Consider the following 20554-nt stretch of genomic DNA (forward strand, 5'->3'; position numbering starts at 1 on the left):
GCCGCCGCTCCCAAAGCATTCGAAAATTTAAGTTTGGGAAACCCGCGCTGGCTCGGCTGGCGCGGGTTTTTCGATTTTTAACGCCGCTCTGTTCTGCAAGGAAAAAGCGGCATCCGACATGTCACTGTAGAATAACAGGTGAAAAGCCATGGATGAGCTTACACAATTGGAAAGCGCCCTTGCCGCGCAGATCGATGCTGCCAACGATGAAGCCGCGATTGAGGCCGTTCGCGTAGCGGCGCTGGGCAAAAAGGGGTCTATCTCCGAAAAGCTGAAATCGCTTGGTTCCATGTCGCCGGAAGAGCGCCAGAGCCAAGGCCCAGCAATCAACGGCTTGAAGAATCGCATTACTGAAGCACTTAGCGCTCGCAAGACGATGCTCAAGGATGCTGCAATAACCGAGCGTCTTGCCCGGGAAAAGCTTGATGTGACGCTTCCTTTGCGAGCTTCTCCAGCAGAGCGCGGTCGTATTCATCCGATCAGTCAGGTCATTGACGAAATCACGGCGATCTTCGCCGATATGGGTTTCGCTATTGCCGAAGGTCCGGATATCGAGACCGATCACTATAATTTCACGGCGCTCAATTTTCCCGAAGGCCATCCGGCTCGCGAAATGCACGATACGTTTTTCTTCAATCCAGATGAGAAGAATGACCGGCGTGTGCTGCGTACCCACACGAGCCCTGTGCAGATCCGTACCATGGAAGCGCAGAAGCCGCCGATCCGCATTGTCATTCCGGGCAAGACATACCGGATGGATTCCGATGCCACCCACTCGCCCATGTTCCATCAGGTCGAGGGGCTGGTCATCGACAAGACGGCCAATGTCGCCAATATGAAATGGGTGCTTGAAGAATTTTGCAAAACCTTCTTCGAGGTCCCATCCTTGAAGATGCGATTCCGTCCGTCCTATTTCCCTTTCACCGAGCCATCGCTGGAAGTTGATATCCAGTGCGACCGCTCCGGCAAGGAAGTGAAGTTTGGCGAGGGAAATGATTGGATGGAGATTCTGGGCTGCGGCATGGTGCATCCAAATGTGCTGCGCCATGGCGGACTTGATCCGGACGAGTATCAGGGCTTTGCCTGGGGCATGGGCATTGATCGCATTGCCATGCTCAAATACGGCATGCCCGATCTTCGCGCCTTCTTCGATGCCGATGTGCGCTGGCTGTCGCATTACGGATTCCGTCCGCTCGACATGCCAACCCTGTTTGGAGGTCTGAGCGCTTAAGGCGCGGCAGAACCGACCGAGATATCGGGCCTAGCCCGAATAATATTGAGAAACGAGTGAAATCATGAAATTCACACTCTCCTGGCTGAAAGATCATCTTGAGACGCAGGCGTCGCTGGATGAAATCGTCGAAACCCTGACCATGATTGGTCTTGAGGTCGAGTCTCTCGACGACAAGGCAGCACTGAAGCCATTTGTCATCGCCAAGATTCTGACGGCTTCAAGGCACCCGGATGCGGACAAGCTGCAGGTGCTCACCGTTGATACGGGCGACGGCAAGCCGCTTCAGGTTGTATGCGGTGCACCCAACGCGCGTGCCGGATTAATCGGAGCCTTTGCAGCGCCGGGCGCCTATGTGCCGGGTATCGATATCACGCTTTCGATCGGCAAGATCAGGGGCGTGGATAGCCACGGCATGATGTGCTCCGAGCGTGAGCTGGAAATGTCCGATGAACATAATGGCATTATTGATCTGCCTGCTGATGCCCCTGTCGGCACGAGCTTTGCCGCCTATGCTGGCCTTGATGATCCGGTCATCGAGATTAACCTGACACCGAACCGCCCGGATTGTACCAGTGTCTATGGCATCGCCCGCGATCTGGCTGCCGCTGGTCTTGGCACGCTGAAAACACCTGCGATTGAACCTGTAAAAGGCACAGGCGCGCCGCAGGTCGAGGTAGCTCTCGATCTTAAAGGCGAGGACTATCTGTGCCCGGGCTTTGCATGGCGCACCGTCAAGGGTGTCAAGAATGGCACAAGCCCGAAATGGTTGCAGCAACGTCTTATCGCTATTGGCTTGCGTCCCATCAATGCGCTGGTTGACATCACCAATTACGTCACGTTCGACCGTGGCCGCCCGCTGCATGTTTTCGATGCGGATAAGGTCAAGGGCCAGCTGACGGTCCGCCGCGCCCGCGACGGTGAAACGATCCTTGGTCTCAATGGCAAGGATTATACTTTGAGCCCGGAGAATGTCGTTATCGCTGACGACAACGGGGTAGAATCCATTGCTGGCGTCATGGGCGGCGAGCACTCCGGTTGTGACGAAAACACGGTCAATGTCGTCATTGAGTCCGCGCTATGGGACGCGATGAACGTTGCTCGCACGGGCCGCACGCTCGGTATTATCACCGATGCCCGCTATCGCTTTGAGCGCGGTGTTGATCCTGAGCAGATGATCCCGGGTGTTGAACTTGCTGCGCAACTGGTTCTTGAGTTCTGCGGTGGCACGCCGTCTGAAACCAAGGTTGTGGGCTACAAGGGCCACACTCCTAAGACGGTCAAGTTCCCCGCATCTGAAGTCAAGCGCCTGACTGGTATCGACGTGCCGACCAAGACCAGTCTCGATATCTTGTCCCGCCTGGGTTTCGTGCCTCAGGGTACAGGCGAATTGGTTGATGTCGTGGTGCCGTCATGGCGCCCGGATGTGGATGGCAAGGCCGATCTGGTTGAAGAAGTCATGCGTATTCACGGTATCAATCTGATTGAGCCGCAGCCGCTGGTCAGCCACGCCGCAGTCAATGGCAAGATTTTAACGACTTTGCAGATCCGCACGCGCAATGCCAAGCGAGCACTCGCGTCGCGCGGTATGATGGAAGCTGTCACATGGTCATTCATTTCGGAAAGCGCTGCTAAAGCCTTTGGTGGCGGAAAGCCGGAGCTTAAATTGAGCAATCCGATTGCCGCCGATATGTCCGACATGCGTCCTTCCTTGTTACCCGGCCTGCTTGCCGCTGCTCAACGCAATGCGGATCGCGGTTTCAACGATCTCGCATTGTTCGAGGTTTCCGGCACTTATGAAGGCAATGCTCCGGAAGACCAGCGCCGCGTTGCGGCAGGTGTTCGTCGTGGCACGGCTCGTTTCGAGGGAACTGGTCGCCACTGGTCAGGCAATGCTTCGCCCGTTGGCGTATTCGATGCCAAGGCCGATGCCATTGCGGTTCTGGAGGCATGCGGTGCACCCGTCGACAAGTTGCAGATCGAGGCAGGCGGTCCAGCATGGTATCATCCAGGCCGGTCCGGCACGATCAAGCTCGGTCCAAAAGTGATTCTTGGCACATTCGGCGAATTCCACCCGAAAACTCTGGAAACACTGGATGTCGGCGGCAATCTTTGCGGCTGCGAAATCTTCATTGATGCGATACCGGAGCCGAAGCAGAAAGCCACCCGGACGAAACCGGCGCTCAACCTTTCTGACTTGCAGCTTCTACGCCGCGATTTTGCTTTCGTCGTCGACAAATCTGTCGAAGCTGGCACCATTGTCCGTGCGGCATTGAGCAGCGACAAGAAGCTGATTGTCGGCGTGCAGGTATTTGATCTGTTCGAGGGCGCTTCGCTGGGCGAGGACAAGAAGTCCGTGGCTATTGAAGTGGCGATCCAACCACAGGAGCGCACCTTGAACGATGAGGATCTCGACGCGCTGACCAAGCGCGTGGTCGAAAGCGTTGCCAAGCAGACAGGCGGCGTATTGCGCGGGTAAGCCTTGCTCCCCATCGGGGGAGAGAAATTGTGAGAGAGGGGGCAAATCACTCCCCTCTCTTACCCTGCTGATACTATTTCTGGATCACCTTCCAGTTCTTGTAGAATATCGAGTTGCTGCCTTTCAGGATCACACCCATGAATGTGACGATCGCGGCAAAAAAACCCGGCATGTATGACGGGCGCAATATATCGACAAATAGGCAATAGCGCGTCTGATCGGTCTGGTTGACGGATTGATGCATCAGCGTGTCATCAAAAATAAACAGCTTGTCATCCTTCCAGTAGCTGGTGGTATCGCCGCACCAGATATAGGCAGTCCGGTCATTCATATCGTTGATATTGTAAAGCACGCGGATTGTTGCCCGGATCGGGCCGAAATGCTTTGAAGTCGAGTTCTTCTTGTTGAACACAGAAACGCCAATCGTCTTCACGAAGTCATAGTGCTCATAAAATGAAGGGACATTGGCAAAGCTTGGCTGGTCTTTGCCATACCATTTGAAGAAGAACATGCTGCGGCCTTGCTGTTCTGCCCGCTGCTGCAATTGTCCTATAATGTTTTCCTTCTGTGTCGCGGTGATCAGGCGCTTCACTTCCGCCTGATAGGCCGGCGGCAGATCCTGCAATTTGTAAACGCCCTTGTTCCTGTAGGGCAAAGAAAGAATATCAAGCAGGATGTTCAAGGGCGATAGCAGCCAGGTGAACAGTCCATTGCCAAAGAAATATTGTTCGACGACCTGGAGTTTCAGGTTTTTGTTGCGGGCCAGATCATAGAGACCGCAGGCGAGATAGAAAAATTCGAGATAAGGAATGAAGAAGGCGAGAAAGGTGAGAATTACGATTCCGGCAATCCAGCGCCGAAGTGACTTTCTGGTGGATTTTTCCATGATATTCCAGCTTTTGAAGGCCCGACCATCGATGAATATACAGGGGTGGCTGGCGTGTGTTGGGGACAAACAGGACAATAAATTTTTGTATATTGCGCGCTGACTCCAAAGCGAAACAGAACAGCGGCGGTGAATATGAGTGCGGCCGGTTTCTGGCAAGACTAAGGCAGACGAGCGGCTGGTTTGCTCATCTGCCTTAGGCAATTCAGGCCGCTTGCAAATGCTTCAATCCGTTCCATTCGATCAGGGCAAAGACAGCAACCACGGCAGTAACGGCAACAGTTGCGACCACACCCAGCGACGTAAAGGCAGAGGGCATCAGCACCAGGATCGCCGGGACGCAGATGACCCATAGCAAGTCCGCTATAAAGACAAAGCCGACGAGAGGTCGCGACCGGGTTTTCCACTGAGCTATCATGCCAACGTCAGCGGCGAAAAGCAGAAGCGCAATGCCAAGTCCCAGGACCAGCCAGCTCGGTGCGCCGGGCATGAGATATTGCGTGGCAAGCTCGGAAAATACGGCAAGTCCAAGTCCGGTTACGCCGGTCAAAACGGCATTGGTCATCATGCCATCTTTCAGATTGATCTGTATCATGTCGCTCTCCTTTGTTGCGTTGATGAGGCAAGCATGTCAATTTGACGTAAGCAAAACAATTACCTTGGAGGTAATGGATATCCCAGCGGGCCTAAGTCAGGTTTGCCAAAAGGAGAATGGCATGGAGTTCGGCGATCATCTGAAGCAATGGCGCTCGCACAGGCACCTGAGCCAGATGGACCTTGCCCTTGAGGCGGGCATTTCCTCCCGGCACTTGTCATTTCTTGAAACCGGACGTTCCCGGCCCTCGGAAGGCATGATCATCCGCATTTGCGAAGCGCTTGACCTGCCTTACAGAATACAGAACGAGCTCTTCAGTGCTGCCGGTTTCGCGCCGCGTTATTTCTCGGCGGAGCGGGACGGACTGGCAGGATTGCCTGTTCTGGTCCGCGACACGCTGCATCTGATACTGACAAAACATGAACCATGGCCCGCCGTCGCTTTTGATGCCGACCACGATATTCTTGCTGCCAATGCGGGGTTTGCTGGTTTGGCGGGTGCGCTCGGCATATCGGTCGCGCCGGGAATAAACATTCTGGCGCTCGTGCTTGAGCCGGGTCCTGTACGGCAGGCAATGACCAACTGGCCGGAAGTTGCCCTGCTCTTCCTGAAAAGAGCGCGGAATGAAGCCCGTCTTTATGGGCCGAAAAGCGGTTTGGCGCAGCGCCTGGCGGTCTATGAAAATGATACGGAGATTTCCGCTTTATTACGCAACGATGAAGGCGAGAGAAATCCACCGCCAATTATCACAGCCCGATTACGGCTTGGCGATACGGAGACAAATTGGATCACGACGCTTACGTCATTCGGTTCAGCGCAAGAGGTTTTGACGGAGGGAATTTTCATCGAGCAGTATTTTCCTGCCGATGACGCAACGCGCGCCATTGCCGATAGTACGGGCCGCTGATCGTTCAGCGCATTGTCAGCTTGCCGGTGCAGATACACGCCTGAAACCAGGAGTGAGTTGATGCATGTTTTGCTATTCGTGCTGGCCGTTACCACGGTGCTTGGAAGTATGATTGGCGCAATCCAGACGGGGGCCCAATTTTGGCAAGGTGGTTTGATCGGCGTGTTCGGCCTGTCTGCCATTGAGCTGTTCTACATCATCATGTCGGTCATTTATCCCAGCCTTGCCTCAAACCCGGTGTTGGCAATTATCGTGTTTCTTGTCGCTGTTGAATTTGCAGCGTCCCATGTGGTTTTAAACAGGAAGCAGACCGCCGGAGTGGCTGGTGGCGCATTGATGCTCACAACCATTTCCGGTGTGTTTCTCGCGGTATAGACAGGTCTTCAAATCGCGCTACCTATTGCCGGACTTGATTGTGACACAAGGTTCGGAAAAGCTTAGCTGCAAATGCTAGAGCAAGGATCTTGGCGACATGCGTATCCGCGAATTGCAGGAAATTCGGTATGACGAAAGGACAGCGACATTAAAGTTCTCTGGTCTGAATCCGTTCAAGAAACACAGGAGCGTCAGGGTTGTCATTGACGATCCCGAAATGTTTCTCAACGCCATAAAAAAGGCGCTTGTCGATCCGGACGGCAACAGTATTCCGCTTGATCCGACAGAGATTCAAAAATAAGCAGGGGCGCTGATTGCCCAGCGCCCCGCATTTGTCGTTTAGCCGTTCACCAAGGCCAATGCAGCTTCCGTGTAGCGACTCCCGGCTACCTGATCCGGCGTTAAAGCACCGCCGATGCGGATCAGCTCAGCTTCTGTCAGCTTGATGTCGGCGGCGGCAGTGTTTTCCTCCAGGTGCTTGATCTTGCGGGCACCGGGAATAGGCACGATGAAGTCGCCCTGATGGAGCACCCAGGCAAGCGCCAATTGCGCTGCTGTCACGCCCTTATCGGCAGCCAGCCCCTTCAATGTTGCGATCAGTGCGGCATTGGCGTTCATGTTTTCCGTTTGAAAACGCGGCAATGTCTTGCGCCAATCGTCAGCGCCAAGTTCGTCAGGCTTGTTTATCGTCCCGGTCAGGAGGCCACGGCCAAGCGGGCTGTAAGGCACAAAGCCGATTCCGAGCTCACGGCAAACTGCAAATACTTCGTCTTCCGGCTCGCGGCTCCATAGGGAATATTCGCTTTGGACCGCAGCAATGGGATGCACCTTGTGGGCGCGGCGGATCGTGGCGGCGCTTGCTTCCGATAGGCCCAGCGCCTTCACCTTACCCTGCTGGACCAGTTCGGCCATGGCTCCGACTGTTTCCTCAATAGGAACATTGGGATCTACCCGATGTTGGTAGAACAGGTCAATCTGTTCGATACCTAGTCGTCCGAGCGAGGACTCGGCAACAGCCTTCAAATGTTCCGGTCGGCTATCGACGCCTATCATGCGGGCGGCGCCTTCACCCTCATCGGCAATCTTGAATCCGAATTTGGTGGCGATCACAACCTCGTCGCGGCGGCCCTTGAAAGCCTTGCCAAGCAGAATTTCATTGTCGAACGGACCATATACCTCGGCAGTATCGAAGAATGTAACGCCGATATCGATAGCGCGGTGAAGGGTGCGGATCGCATCCGCTTCGTCCTGTCCGCCATAGGCAAATGTCATGCCCATGCAGCCGAGACCGACCGCTGATACGTTAAGATTGGTTCCAAGTTTACGCTGTTCCATCACTTATCTCCTTTTACGCAATTCCTGACGGAAAACCGCTTCGCTGAAATTGCCTGGTGTGGTGAAGCAAACATAGGTCGTAAATTGCTGTTCGATAATTCGCTTAAAATTTCACAGCTTGTTCTATATTATAGATCAATGGATCGTTCTCATTTGCCCCAACTCGCCATTTTCACCACTGTCGCCGCCTGCGGTGGTTTTCGCGGTGCCGCCAAGGAGCTTCGCATTGCGCCTTCGGCGGTCAGTCATGCCATAGCCGCGCTGGAGCAATCGCTGGGGGTTCGATTATTGACCCGCACCACGCGCAGCGTCGCCCTGACGGATGAAGGGGCGATGCTGCTGAAGCGCTTGAAGCCTGCCCTTGGTGAGATCGACCTGGCGCTGGGTGCAGTTAAAGAAGCCAATAATCGTGTGGCAGGCAATCTGCGGCTCAGCGTACCGCCCTTCGCCGCGCATTGGCTGCTGGGTCCAAGACTCGCGGATTTTAGCCAGACCTATCCCGGAATCACGCTGGAATTGCGGGTAGAGGAACAATTCAATGATATCGTTGCCGCTGGCATGGATGCGGGCATGCGGCTTGGAGAGAGCCTGGAATCGGACATGATCGCTGTGCGCATGAGCGATACGATTTCTGGAAGTGTCGTTGCTACGCCGGACTATTTCAAACGCAATCCGGTGCCGTTACACCCGAGAGACTTGCTCAATCATCGCTGTATCCGCCGCCGGTTTTCCAGCGGCCAAGTCTATCGCTGGGAGTTTGAAAAAGGCGTGGAAGAAATCGTCCTTGATGTCGATGGCCCGCTTATTCTGGGTGATGATACGTTGGTTCTTGAAGCAGTGCTTGGTGGCGTGGGCATTGCGTTTCTTTTGGAACATATGGTGCCCAAAGCAATTGCCGACGGGCGGCTGCAACGCGTTTTGGAGGATTGGTGCACGCCATTTCCCGGCGTCTATCTTTATTACCCCAGCCGCAGGCAAATGCGTCCGGCACTGCGCGCATTTATCGATTTCTTCAAATATACCGGTTGAGCGGTCTTTCCTTCCGTAACCGAAATACAATAGGGTGCTGACCGCCTATCGGGCCGGTCATAGAAGGAGTTTGCATGTTTCGCTGGGGTATTCTGTCTACTGCCAAAATTGGCGTCACCGTGGTTATTCCCGCCATTTGCGATGCGGAAAATTCGGTTCTATCGGCCGTTGCCAGCCGTGACTTGTCGAAAGCACGCGCGGTGGCGGATCGTTTTGGCGCTCCCCATGCATTCGGCTCCTACGAGGAAATGCTCGCCTCCAAGGATATTGACGGCGTCTATATTCCCTTGCCGACCTCGCAGCATGTCGAATGGTCGTTGAAGGCAGCCGAAGCTGGAAAGCATGTCCTGTGCGAAAAGCCGATTTCGCTGCATGCCGATCAGATCGCCGCCTTGCAGCATGCCCGCGATACGCATGACGTCTTGATTTCAGAAGCCTTCATGGTCACCTATCATCCGCAATGGCTGAAAGTTCGTGAGTTGGTGCAGGGTGGAGCCATCGGAACCTTGCGTCAGGTTCAGGCAGCGTTCACCTATTTCAACAAGGATGCGGGCAATATGCGCAATCAGCTATCGCTGGGTGGCGGTGCCTTGCCCGATATTGGTGTCTATCCGACTGTTGTCACGCGTTTCGTCACCGGCAAGGAGCCGCTTCGGGTTAGCGCCACAGTCGAGCGCGACCCGGATTTCGGCACGGACCGCTATGCCAGCGTCCGTGCTGATTTTGATGGTTTTGAACTGGGTTTTTATGTCGGGACCCAGCTTGCGTCGCGCCAGTCCATCGTTTTTCATGGCGACAAGGGCTATATCGAGGTCCTGGCGCCGTTCAACACAGGCAAGTACGACCACGCAAAGGTTTGGCTGCATAACGCGGCACATGACGGTGCGCAGGAATTCAACTTTGGTGGCGTCAACCACTACAGGTTGCAGGTCGAGGCATTTGCCCGCGAGGCCCAAGGCGAGAAGGCCGGTGTGTTTTCGCTGGAAGATTCGGCACGGAATCAAAAGCTCATTGATGCCGTTTATCGCTCCGACAAGAGCGGCAAGTGGGAAACCGTCTGACGACTTTTATAAGTAACCGCATAAAACGGGCTGAAAACCCCATTTTATGTGTCTTTTTGGGCTATTAAGGGTGTAAATTGCACTGCTTCTTACTTGCATGGCAATTTACCCCTTCTTATATAGCCCTCAACACTGTAAGGAACTGCCCGCCCCGGCAGCCCTGATTTTGTTAAACCCTAGGGGCTGCCCGTATGGAATGCTCGGCAGAGGTCCCGGCAGCCTGCTGAATGGAGAAGAGTAATGGCTAAAGTTATCGGTATTGATCTGGGTACGACCAATTCCTGCGTTTCCGTCATGGACGGCAAGAGCGCGAAGGTCATCGAAAATGCAGAAGGTGCACGTACAACGCCTTCGATCATCGCTTTTACGGATAGTGATGAGCGCCTTGCTGGCCAGCCGGCCAAGCGTCAGGCTGTAACCAATCCGGAAGGAACCGTTTTTGCGGTCAAGCGCCTTATCGGCCGCCGCTACGAAGACCCGACTGTTGCCAAGGACAAGAAGCTTGTTCCTTATGAAATCGTCAAAGGCGATAATGGCGACGCTTGGGTAGAAGTGCACAAGAAGAAGTATTCGCCTTCGCAGATCTCCGCAATGATCCTGCAGAAGATGAAAGAAACAGCTGAAGCCTATCTGGGCGAAAAGGTTGAAAAGGCCGTTATCACCGTTCCGGCTTACTTTAACGATGCCCAGCGTCAGGCAACCAAGGATGCCGGTAAGATTGCCGGTCTTGAAGTTCTGCGTATCATCAACGAACCGACTGCTGCTGCTCTGGCCTATGGCCTCGACAAGAAGGAAGGCAAGACCATTGCCGTCTACGATCTTGGCGGTGGTACATTCGACGTGTCCGTTCTGGAAATCGGCGATGGTGTCTTCGAAGTTAAGTCCACCAATGGCGATACATTCCTTGGCGGTGAAGATTTCGACATGCGTCTGGTCGAGTATTTTGCAGCAGAGTTCAAGAAGGAACAGGGCATCGACCTGAAGAACGACAAGCTTGCTTTGCAGCGCCTCAAGGAAGCTGCCGAAAAGGCCAAGATCGAGCTTTCCTCGTCGCAGCAGACTGAAATCAACCTGCCATTCATTACGGCAGATGCTTCGGGTCCAAAGCACTTGACCATGAAGCTGTCGCGCTCGAAGTTCGAAAGCCTCGTTGACGATCTGGTCCAGCGCACGGTTGAGCCATGCAAGGCCGCGCTCAAGGATGCAGGCCTCAAGGCTGGCGAAATCGATGAAGTGGTCCTCGTCGGCGGTATGACCCGCATGCCGAAGATCCAGGAAATCGTTAAAGCCTTCTTCGGCAAGGAACCACACAAGGGTGTGAATCCGGACGAAGTTGTGGCCATGGGTGCTGCCATTCAGGCTGGCGTTCTGCAGGGCGACGTCAAGGACGTTCTTTTGCTCGACGTAACGCCATTGTCACTCGGCATCGAAACACTTGGCGGCGTGTTCACACGTCTGATCGAACGCAACACCACGATCCCTACCAAGAAGTCGCAGACTTTCTCCACGGCTGAAGACAATCAGTCCGCCGTGACGATCCGCGTCTTCCAGGGCGAGCGTGAAATGGCTGCTGACAACAAGTCGCTTGGCCAGTTCGATCTCGTTGGTATTCCGCCAGCACCACGCGGCATTCCGCAGATCGAAGTCGGTTTCGACATTGATGCGAACGGTATTGTCAACGTTTCGGCCAAGGACAAGGGCACTGGCAAGGAACATCAGATCCGTATTCAGGCATCGGGCGGTCTTTCCGACGCCGATATCGAGAAGATGGTCAAGGACGCCGAGGCCAATGCCGAGAGCGACAAGAAGCGCCGCGAGGCCGTTGAGTCGAAGAACCAGGCTGAAGCTCTGATCCACTCGACTGAAAAGTCGCTGAAGGATTATGGCGATAAGGTTTCGGCTGAAGACAAGGGCTCCATTGAGACCGCCCTTGCCGAGCTGAAGACCGCTGTCGAAGGCGATGACGCTGAAGACATCAAGGCCAAGACGCAAGTTCTTGCCGAAGTTTCGATGAAACTTGGTCAGGCCATGTATGAAGCCTCACAGGCTGCGGAAGCTGGCGAAGGTGCTGAAGCCGATGCAGCTGCAAAGGCAGATGATGATGTTGTCGATGCCGATTTCGAAGAGATCGACGAAGACGGCAAGAAGAAGTCTGCCTGATCCTAACGCCCTGCGTTTAACGAAAAGCCCGGCCATTGAGCCGGGCTTTTTGTTTGCTCAGTGGACAAGCTTGGACGGCCTTCGAAGTTCAAGAAAATTTTGGTCGTTCGATTTGCCGCGTTATTGATTGGCAGGCTTGGTGCAGATTGTTGCCACATAAACGCTTTAAACAGCAAATATGCGCCATTTGATTAGAATCAATGTAAGTTAACTATGGCATTTACGGTCGCGAGCACCTAAATACCGCTCTTAAACGAGCTTCTGCGGAAGTTCTGGCGATCCCATGGAACGAGTATTTGGATGAAGGCTGACTATTACGAAACCCTCGGCGTAGGCAAAGGCGCTGATGAGAAAGAGCTGAAGAGCGCTTTCCGTAAACTGGCAATGCAATTCCACCCTGACAAGAATCCGGGCGATGCCAATGCCGAGCACAAGTTCAAGGAAATCGGCGAAGCCTATGAAACGCTGAAAGATCCGCAAAAGCGCGCGGCCTATGATCGCTTCGGTCACGCTGCCTTTGAAAATGGCGGCATGGGCGGCGGTGGTTTCGGTGGCGGAGGTAGCGGTGGCTTTGCCGACATATTTGAAGACATTTTTGGCGAGATGATGGGCGGCGGACGCCAGCGCCGTTCCGGTGGCCGCGAGCGCGGTGCGGACCTGCGCTACAATATGGAAATCACGCTTGAAGAAGCCTATGCAGGCAAGACGGCGCAAATCCATGTCCCGACATCGATTACTTGCGACGAATGCTCCGGCAGTGGTGCCAAGCCCGGCACGCAACCGGTCACATGCGGCACCTGTAGCGGTTCCGGCCGCGTGCGTGCAGCTCAGGGTTTCTTTTCCATTGAACGCACCTGCCCGACCTGTCATGGCCGCGGCCAGATCATCAAGGACCCTTGCCCGAAATGCAGCGGCCAGGGACGTATCACCGAAGAGCGTTCTCTCTCGGTCAATATTCCAGCCGGCATTGAAGATGGAACACGCATTCGCCTCACGGGTGAGGGCGAGGCAGGACTTCGCGGCGGCCCCTCAGGCGATCTTTATATTTTCCTCTCGCTGAAGCCACATGAATTCTTCCAGCGCGATGGTGCCGATCTTTATTGCAAAGTCCCGATCTCGATGACTACAGCCGCGCTTGGCGGACAGTTCGAGGTGGCGACACTGGACGGCACCCAGACGCGCGTCAAGATTCCAGATGGTACGCAAAACGCCAAGCAGTTCCGCCTGAAAGGCAAAGGCATGCCGGTTCTACGGCAACCCGCCATGGGCGATCTCTATATTCAGATCGCAATTGAAACCCCGCAAAACCTCAACAAGAAGCAGCGCGAATTGCTGGAAGAATTCGAACGCGTTTCTTCGCAGGACAATAGCCCGCAATCGACAGGCTTCTTTTCCCGCATGAAGGATTTCTTTGAGGGGTTGAGCGAGTAGTTTATTGAGTTTTTCGCAAGTTGCAGCCTTGCATCTATCGTCGGTTGCGTCATAAATTGTTCTTGCTGCGACGGAGGAATGGCATGTCACGACCACTGGGCAAGAAGTTTGCCGAAAAATTCGGCGAGGAAATTCGCTTCTTCAAGGGTTGGATGCACGGGCCGAAGGCTGTCGGGTCAATTTTGCCGACAAGTTCTGTCACGGCTCGCCGCATGGCAAGTGTCATCAATCCGCATTCCGGCCTTCCTGTGCTGGAGTTGGGGCCGGGCACGGGCGTTATTACCAAAGCCATTTTGAAGCGCGGTGTAGAGCCATCCGACCTTTACTGCGTTGAATATTCAGCGGATTTTGCTGAACATTTGCGAGAAGATTTTCCAGGCGTAAACATTATCGAAGGCGATGCTTTCGATCTGGATACGACCCTTGGCGACAAGCGTGACCAGAAGTTTGATTCGGTCATTTCGGCGGTGCCCTTGTTGAACTTCCCCGTCGGCGACCGCGTTAAAATCATCGAAGATCTGTTGCGCCGTATCCCCCATGGCCGCCCGGTCGTTCAGATCACCTATGGCCCCATGTCGCCTGTTCCTGCTGGTCGCGGTAATTACAAGGTCGAACATCTCGACTTCATTATCCGCAATGTGCCGCCAGCCCGGCTTTGGGTGTATCGGCGCGCCGATTAGGTTCTTTCCTGTTGGCCGTTTCTGTGCGATTGGAATACGATCAACAGAAAAGGTGATTTGTCATGACGAATGCGGCTTTGCGCGAGCGCCTGATCGTGGGCCTTGATGTGCCTACGGTTGAAGTGGCCAATGAGGTTGTCGGCGAACTTGGCGATATGGTGACCTTCTATAAAATCGGCTATCAGCTGGTATTTGCCGGGGGATTGGATTTTGCATCTGACCTGGTCCGGTCGGGCAAAAAAGTCTTTCTGGATATGAAGCTTCTCGATATCGACAATACTGTCGCCAAGGGCGTCGAGAATATTGTTAAAATGGGCGTGTCGATGCTCACCTTGCATGCTTATCCGAAGGCCATGAGGGCAGCGGTCGAAGCAGCGCACGGATCGGATCTGTGCTTGCTCGGTGTCACTGTTCTGACTTCGATGGATGGGCAAGACCTCATTGAGGCCGGTTACGCCGACAGTCCCGAAGCTCTTGTTCTAAAGCGCGCAAAACAGGCCGCCGATGCCGGCATGGGCGGCATTGTGTGCTCTGCTGCCGAAGCATCGGGCGTACGCGAGATTGTCGGGCCGAAACTCAATATTGTGACACCGGGTATACGCCCGGCAGGTGCGGATGTTGGAGACCAAAAACGGGTAATGACACCTGCGGATGCGCTTCGTGGCGGGGCGACACATCTTGTGGTCGGGCGTCCAATTATTGCCGCGCAAGATCGGCGTTCAGCGGCTGAATCGATATTGAGCGAAATGGCAAACGGATTTGCGCCAGCATAAGCTCGATTAGGATGGGATGTGATTCTCAAATCGAGCTAATGGCTGGAAATGAGAGCACAGTCTCAAGCTGTAAGAGTAACCAATTGCAGAAGGTAGAGGGAACTATGGCCAAGGGATATTGGATAGCACGTGTCGACGTTCGGGATGCTGAACGGTACAAGGATTACGTCTCGACGGCAAAACCGGCCTTTGAAAAGTTTGGCGCCAATTTCCTGGCACGGGGCGGTCCATTTCACACATTGGAAGGGCAAGCCCGTGGCCGCAATGTCGTGATCGAGTTTCCGTCGGTCCAAGCAGCATTGGATTGTTACAATTCGCCGGAATATCAGGCGGCTAAAGCAATTCGGCAAAGCGTGGCTGACGCTGAAATGCTGATTGTCGAGGGCGCTTGACACTTTAGCTAATAATTTCAATAGTTTCTGGCCATACCGGGCTAAGGCATTTTTATCCAGCCTTAGCTGTTTGTTGCATTGCAATATTACCAAAACCGGATAGGCTCACTGATCAATCAAGAACTTTTTCACCTGTGAGTGAGATGGTCTTTAGGTTGCAGTTGTGCTGATGGATCGGACAGTGGAATGTTTTACCAGCTTTATGAACTCAACCATGCGGCGCTTCAACCCTATCGCGCTCTGGCTGACGCTACCAAGTTGTTTTACGACAACCCGTTGAATCCATTGTCGCAAACGGTTTTAGGGCGTTCGATTACTGCTGGCTGCGAGCTGTTTGAGCGCGCCACGAGAGCCTATGCAAAACCAAAGTTCAACCTTCCGACGACTGTCGTTGATGGCGTTGAAACGGAGATTCGCGAGAAAACGGTCTGGTCAAAGCCTTTCTGCAACGTGGTTCATTTCAAGCGCTCATTATCGGCAAAACGGGCTGCCGATCCCAAGATCTTGATTGTGGCTCCCATGTCCGGGCACTATGCGACTTTGCTGCGCGGCACAGTCGAGGCCTTGCTGCCGGATGCCGAGGTTTACATTACCGATTGGGTCGACGCGCGCACTGTTCCTTTGAGCGATGGTTCTTTCGATCTTGACGACTATATCGATTATGTCATCGAAATACTTCATGCATTGGGCGAGGATACCCACGTTGTCGCGGTCTGCCAGCCCTCTGTGCCCGTGCTTGCTGCCGTGGCAGTCATGGAAGCCAATGGCGATCGGTTTGCCCCGTCGAGCATGACGCTGATGGGCGGGCCAATTGATACCCGCAAGAATCCGACAGCGGTGAACAAGCTTGCCGAAGAAAAGGGCATCGACTGGTTCCGCGAAAATGTAATCATGTCTGTTCCATGGCCGCATGCCGGTTTCATGCGCGATGTATATCCAGGGTTTTTACAGCTTTCCGGGTTCATGAGCATGAATCTCGACCGGCATATTACTGCCCACAAGGAATTTTTTGTGCATCTAGTCAAGGAAGATGGCGATTCCGCAGACAAGCACCGGGAGTTCTACGATGAATATCTTGCGGTTATGGATCTGACAGCCGAGTTTTATTTGCAGACTGTGGATACGGTTTTTGTGCGCCAGGCTTTACCAAAAGGGGAGATGACGCATCGCGGCCTGCCGGTTGACCCATCTGCGATTCGCAATGTGGCGCTTCTGACTGTTGAGGGAGAGAACGACGATATTTCGGGTGTGGGTCAGACAAAGGCCGCGCAAACGCTATGCGTCAATATCCCTGAAGACATGCGGCTACATTATCTACAGCCCAAGGTTGGCCACTACGGCGTTTTCAATGGGTCGAGATTCCGCGCTGAAATCGCGCCGCGGATCGTCAAATTCGTCAATGACCACGCACAGGCAAAACGTCAATCAAATGTAACACCCATCTCGCGACGCGCTTGATACGAGCGGAAACGTCGGGCGGGTTAGAGATTAGTTTGCCGACTTACAAAGCGCCCGGGCGCTCTGGCAAAATTAGCCGCATCAATCCAAATAGTCCATAAGATAAGGGCCGCTTGATCAGCGGCCCTTTCTCATTTCCATTACAGATTGAAGTCGTTTGCCGACCAGTCATGGTCCGTATTATTGAGCTCAATGATAAGGTCGGCAATTCCGTCGCCGTCACTATCAGCCTCGATATGCAGATATTGCGTATCGCTTGCCTGTTCCGGCACCACGATCCGCAATTCGCCTGCCGCACCGGAGAAGTCGCTTTCGCCAATGAAATGGTAAGGCTGGTTGCCAGCGGTATTTGTATCCGCATCGAGACGGCTCAGATCGATCTTGTCACCGTCAGTTGCGCTGAAGTCGGTAATGTGGGCAGTCCGCCCGAACGTCTCGAAGATAAACGTGTCTGCTCCAGACCCACCGCTCAGCCAATTATTGCCGTCGCCACCATTAAGAATGTCGTTGCCTTCGCCGCCGTTCAAGCGGTCATCGCCCGCACTGCCATTCAGGACATCGTCGCCCGAGCCGCCACGAAGGAAATCATCGCCTTCGCCGCCTAACAGCGTGTCATTGCCATCGCCGCCATCAATCCAATCCGTGCCGGCTCCACCATTGAGCTGATCATCGCCGCCATCGCCGCTGATCCTGTCATCGCCGGAGCCACCAAATACCTTGTCATCGCCATCGCCAGCATTGACCCAGTTTGCAGCACCGCTGGTGTGGATCTCGTCATCACCAGCCCCGGCATCAATCCAATTGGTTCCTTCGCCGCCGTCAATCGCGTCATTGCCGGTGCCGCCACTGATGCGGTCGTCGCCGTCACCGCCATTCAGAACGTCATCGCCAGCGCCGCCGATCAGTGTATCGTCGCCAGCATCGCCGCGAATATGATCATCGCCCAGACCGCCATTGAGATAGTCATTTCCCGTACCGCCGTCGAGCCAATCATTACCGGCACCGCCGAGCAATTGGTCGTCGCCTTCGTCGCCACTAAGCCGGTCATCGCCATTGCCGCCGTCGAGAACATCATTGCCAGCGCCGCCATAGGCGTAATCTTCGCCTTCGCCGCCGAGCAGCTTGTCGTCGCCTGTTCCGCCGTCCAGCCAGTCATTGCCGGCACCGCCGACCAATGTGTCATTGCCGGCGCCGCCGCCAAGGCCGTCATCCCCGTCGAGGCCAGCCAGAACATTATCTCCGGCATCGCCGGAAATGACATCGTTGAAACCGGAACCCACAACGTTTTCGAAACCGACGGCAAGCCGGTCACCTTCCGCATCGCCATGCCAACCGCCAAGCGTGCCCGAACCGTCAAGTCCGCCCAGACGTACCATGACTCCTTCTTTCGAACCGGCATAACCCAGCGTGTCGATACCCTCATTGCCGAACAGCAAATCGGTTCCGCTTCCACCTTCGATATATTCGTTGCCGCTGCCACCGAAAATTGTGTCGTCGCCACTATTGCCGATAATGACCTCGTCGAGACCATTTTCCGGATGAATATTCAAAAGGTCGAGCAGGGATTGATTGAGCGCCATGGCAGTCCTCGATTGGAGAGTTTAACTCAGATAAGCTTGGATATATTTTGAATATGAACTACAAATTTGGTTCTATTCCAACCCAAATTTTTATGACAAAGTATGTTTGAAATATAGCTTCAATATATTTCAAAAGTTGAATTAAAATATATTTGGAATTTCGCTTATCTTTCAACGAACGCAGGTTTGAGTAACGAAGGGTACGGCGCCCTATGCCGCCAATTGCCTCCGAAAAAAAGTTTGGCCATGGCCGCCGAAATTCATGGGGGCTCTGTGAATTTTGCTTCCTGGAAAATTGAAAAGAAAGCTTTGTCTCCTGCGTGATTTGACCATATCGGTTGGAAACTTCGCAATGCTTGCCGATTTTTCCCCAAAACCTGGCAAATTTTGCCGAATATTCTCTATCGCAGCGTGTGTTTTAGTTGTGATCGGTTGATAATTCACCGTGAGCTCAGCCTTTTAACCCGGAATGTTTCCGCTGTTTCATCTTGACACATTGCAAGCCAGCGCGACGCGACTAATATATTAATTGACCAATTGGAGAGTTACATGGACACCCTCACCGCACCGCGGCATTTGCGCCTGCATGCCAGCGACAATGTCGTCGTTGCTGTCGACACGTTTCAGGTCGGGCAACGCATTGAAAATGTTACCGTAACGGATCGCGTGCCGCGCGGCCACAAACTCGCTTCGCGGTTGATTGCCAAGGGTGAGTCGGTTCGCAAATTTGGCCAGATCATTGGTTCTGCTTCCAAGCAGATCGAGCCAGGCCAATGGGTGCATGAACATAATCTCGATTACAGCGATTTCGCGCGCGAACCTGATACGGCTCACGCGACCTCCGTGCATGGCGTACTGCCAATCGGCCAACGTGCTGTTTTTGAAGGGTTTCGCCGCGCCAATGGGCGTGCCGGAACGCGCAATTATATCGGCGTTTTGACCTCCGTGAACTGCTCCGCTTCGGTTGCCCGGTTCATCGCTGAGGCAGTGCAGAAGTCCGGTATTCTTGACGAATATCCGATGGTTGACGGCATAATTCCGCTGGTTCATGGCGGTGGATGCGCGCTTGATGTGAAGGGTGAGGGTTACGAGGTTTTGAAGCGTACCCAGTGGGGCTATGCAACCAATCCCAATATTGCCGCAGTGCTCATGGTCGGCCTTGGATGCGAGGGATTCCAGATCGGACGCTGGAAAGAAGCCTATAATATTGTCGAAAGCGACACATTCCGCAGCCTGACAATTCAGGAGGTAGGCGGCACGCGTAAGACCATGGAAGCGGGTGTCGCTGCCGTGCGTGACATGCTGCCGACAGCGGCAAATGTGAAGCGTGAAACCATTCCCGCATCGGAACTCATGCTCGCCTTGCAATGCGGCGGCTCGGACGGTTATTCCGGCATCACCGCCAATCCGGCGCTGGGCGCGGCCGTCGATCTTCTGGTGCAGCAGGGTGGCACCGCCATTCTTTCCGAAACGCCGGAGATTTATGGTGCAGAACACCTGTTGATTGAGCGCGCTTCAAACCCTGAAGCGGTCGAACGCCTGCAATCGGTCATCGCTTGGTGGGAAGACTACACGGCGCGTAACCGCATGGAAATGAACAATAATCCTTCACCCGGCAATAAGGCGGGCGGATTGACCACCATCCTTGAGAAGTCGCTTGGCGCGGTGGCAAAGTCTGGCACAACGCCGCTCGAAGCGGTCTATGGCTATGCGGAACCTGTTACGGCGCGCGGTCTGGTTTTCATGGATACGCCCGGCTACGATCCGGTTTCCGCGACGGGCCAGGTGGCAGGCGGTGCCAATATTCTTGCCTTCACCACGGGCCGTGGTTCTGCCTATGGCTGCAAGCCCACACCGTCCATTAAGCTCGCTACCAATACCCCGATGTATACGCAGATGATCGAGGATATGGATATCAATTGCGGTGACGTCCTCGACGGTGTCTCCATCGAAGACAAGGGACGCGAAATATTCGAGCATATCCTGAAGATCGCTTCAGGTGAGCGCAGCAAATCCGAGGCTCTGGGCTATGGCGATGCGGAATTCGTGCCATGGCAAATCGGGGCCACAATGTAAGGTCTCTCCAAAGATATGAGTTAAATCAAGGGAGCCGGGGCTCCCTTTTTTATGGAATTCCCGACTTAGGCGAATATTGAGGCCGGGTTGCTTTTCTTCCGATTAA

At 54.2% G+C, this 20554-nt stretch carries 18 protein-coding genes; 14 read left to right on the forward strand and 4 right to left on the reverse strand.

Annotation, left to right across the window (positions count from 1 at the left end; genetic code table 11):
- The first annotated feature begins 148 nt into the window (after positions 1-148).
- Both pheS and pheT read left to right on the forward strand, forming a co-directional pair.
- Entirely contained in the window at positions 149-1231 is a 1083-nt protein-coding gene (pheS, locus tag AC6CHM_RS14905) for a phenylalanine--tRNA ligase subunit alpha (RefSeq protein WP_336440306.1), read from the forward strand.
- 64 nt (positions 1232-1295) lie between these two features.
- Positions 1296-3710, forward strand: a complete 2415-nt coding sequence (gene pheT, locus AC6CHM_RS14910) for a phenylalanine--tRNA ligase subunit beta (protein WP_498173621.1) — start codon at positions 1296-1298, stop codon at positions 3708-3710.
- A 73-nt stretch (positions 3711-3783) separates the two neighbouring features.
- On the opposite strand, the gene AC6CHM_RS14915 is transcribed toward pheT, so the two are convergent.
- Positions 3784-4596, reverse strand: a complete 813-nt coding sequence (locus tag AC6CHM_RS14915) for an aspartyl/asparaginyl beta-hydroxylase domain-containing protein (RefSeq protein WP_307281610.1) — start codon at positions 4594-4596, stop codon at positions 3784-3786.
- A 205-nt stretch (positions 4597-4801) separates the two neighbouring features.
- Positions 4802-5191 (reverse strand): hypothetical protein, encoded by a 390-nt coding sequence (locus tag AC6CHM_RS14920; protein ID WP_162802601.1) that lies wholly within the window; start codon positions 5189-5191, stop codon positions 4802-4804.
- A 121-nt stretch (positions 5192-5312) separates the two neighbouring features.
- On the opposite strand from AC6CHM_RS14920, the gene AC6CHM_RS14925 reads away from it, so the two are divergent.
- The 3 genes from AC6CHM_RS14925 (at position 5313) to AC6CHM_RS14935 (ending at position 6774) form a co-directional block, all read left to right on the forward strand.
- Complete coding sequence (locus AC6CHM_RS14925; RefSeq protein WP_498173622.1) at positions 5313-6098, forward strand: helix-turn-helix domain-containing protein; 786 nt, start codon at positions 5313-5315, stop codon at positions 6096-6098.
- A 60-nt stretch (positions 6099-6158) separates the two neighbouring features.
- Positions 6159-6473 carry a hypothetical protein gene (locus AC6CHM_RS14930; protein ID WP_115054548.1) on the forward strand — a complete coding sequence of 105 codons (315 nt, stop codon included), beginning with the start codon at positions 6159-6161 and terminating at the stop codon, positions 6471-6473.
- Between the two features lie 97 nt (positions 6474-6570).
- Positions 6571-6774 (forward strand): hypothetical protein, encoded by a 204-nt coding sequence (locus AC6CHM_RS14935; RefSeq protein WP_307281622.1) that lies wholly within the window; start codon positions 6571-6573, stop codon positions 6772-6774.
- Positions 6775-6812: 38 nt separating this feature from the next.
- Here AC6CHM_RS14935 and AC6CHM_RS14940 read toward each other — a convergent pair whose 3' ends face one another.
- The gene (locus tag AC6CHM_RS14940; RefSeq protein ID WP_307281625.1) at positions 6813-7808 is read right to left on the reverse strand and encodes an aldo/keto reductase; all 996 of its coding nucleotides are present in this window, start codon (positions 7806-7808) and stop codon (positions 6813-6815) included.
- Between the two features lie 138 nt (positions 7809-7946).
- Here AC6CHM_RS14940 and AC6CHM_RS14945 point away from each other — a divergent pair, with 138 nt between their 5' ends.
- The 8 genes from AC6CHM_RS14945 (at position 7947) to AC6CHM_RS14980 (ending at position 16792) form a co-directional block, all read left to right on the forward strand.
- Complete coding sequence (locus AC6CHM_RS14945) at positions 7947-8837, forward strand: LysR family transcriptional regulator (protein WP_115054798.1); 891 nt, start codon at positions 7947-7949, stop codon at positions 8835-8837.
- Between the two features lie 74 nt (positions 8838-8911).
- Positions 8912-9898, forward strand: coding sequence for a Gfo/Idh/MocA family protein (locus AC6CHM_RS14950; protein WP_498173623.1), 987 nt, complete (start codon positions 8912-8914; stop codon positions 9896-9898).
- 240 nt (positions 9899-10138) lie between these two features.
- On the forward strand, positions 10139-12058 hold the full coding sequence (dnaK, locus tag AC6CHM_RS14955) for a molecular chaperone DnaK (protein ID WP_498173624.1): 1920 nt from the start codon (positions 10139-10141) through the stop codon (positions 12056-12058).
- A gap of 300 nt (positions 12059-12358) precedes the next feature.
- On the forward strand, positions 12359-13489 hold the full coding sequence (gene dnaJ / locus AC6CHM_RS14960) for a molecular chaperone DnaJ (RefSeq protein WP_115054553.1): 1131 nt from the start codon (positions 12359-12361) through the stop codon (positions 13487-13489).
- An 83-nt stretch (positions 13490-13572) separates the two neighbouring features.
- Positions 13573-14169: a phospholipid N-methyltransferase PmtA gene (gene pmtA, locus AC6CHM_RS14965; protein WP_115054554.1), complete on the forward strand. Its 597-nt coding sequence runs from the start codon at positions 13573-13575 to the stop codon at positions 14167-14169.
- A gap of 62 nt (positions 14170-14231) precedes the next feature.
- On the forward strand, positions 14232-14942 hold the full coding sequence (gene pyrF / locus AC6CHM_RS14970; protein WP_115054555.1) for an orotidine-5'-phosphate decarboxylase: 711 nt from the start codon (positions 14232-14234) through the stop codon (positions 14940-14942).
- A gap of 104 nt (positions 14943-15046) precedes the next feature.
- Positions 15047-15334: a DUF1330 domain-containing protein gene (locus tag AC6CHM_RS14975; protein WP_115054556.1), complete on the forward strand. Its 288-nt coding sequence runs from the start codon at positions 15047-15049 to the stop codon at positions 15332-15334.
- 186 nt (positions 15335-15520) lie between these two features.
- A complete protein-coding gene (locus AC6CHM_RS14980; protein ID WP_336440299.1) occupies positions 15521-16792 on the forward strand; it encodes a polyhydroxyalkanoate depolymerase in 1272 nt (423 codons plus the stop codon).
- A gap of 140 nt (positions 16793-16932) precedes the next feature.
- Here AC6CHM_RS14980 and AC6CHM_RS14985 read toward each other — a convergent pair whose 3' ends face one another.
- Positions 16933-18372: a calcium-binding protein gene (locus AC6CHM_RS14985; protein WP_498173625.1), complete on the reverse strand. Its 1440-nt coding sequence runs from the start codon at positions 18370-18372 to the stop codon at positions 16933-16935.
- Between the two features lie 549 nt (positions 18373-18921).
- Between AC6CHM_RS14985 and AC6CHM_RS14990 the strand changes: the two genes are divergently transcribed.
- Positions 18922-20448, forward strand: a complete 1527-nt coding sequence (locus AC6CHM_RS14990) for a UxaA family hydrolase (protein WP_498173626.1) — start codon at positions 18922-18924, stop codon at positions 20446-20448.
- Positions 20449-20554: the final 106 nt, after the last annotated feature.

The organism is Phyllobacterium sp. GQ127 (assembly GCF_059758635.1).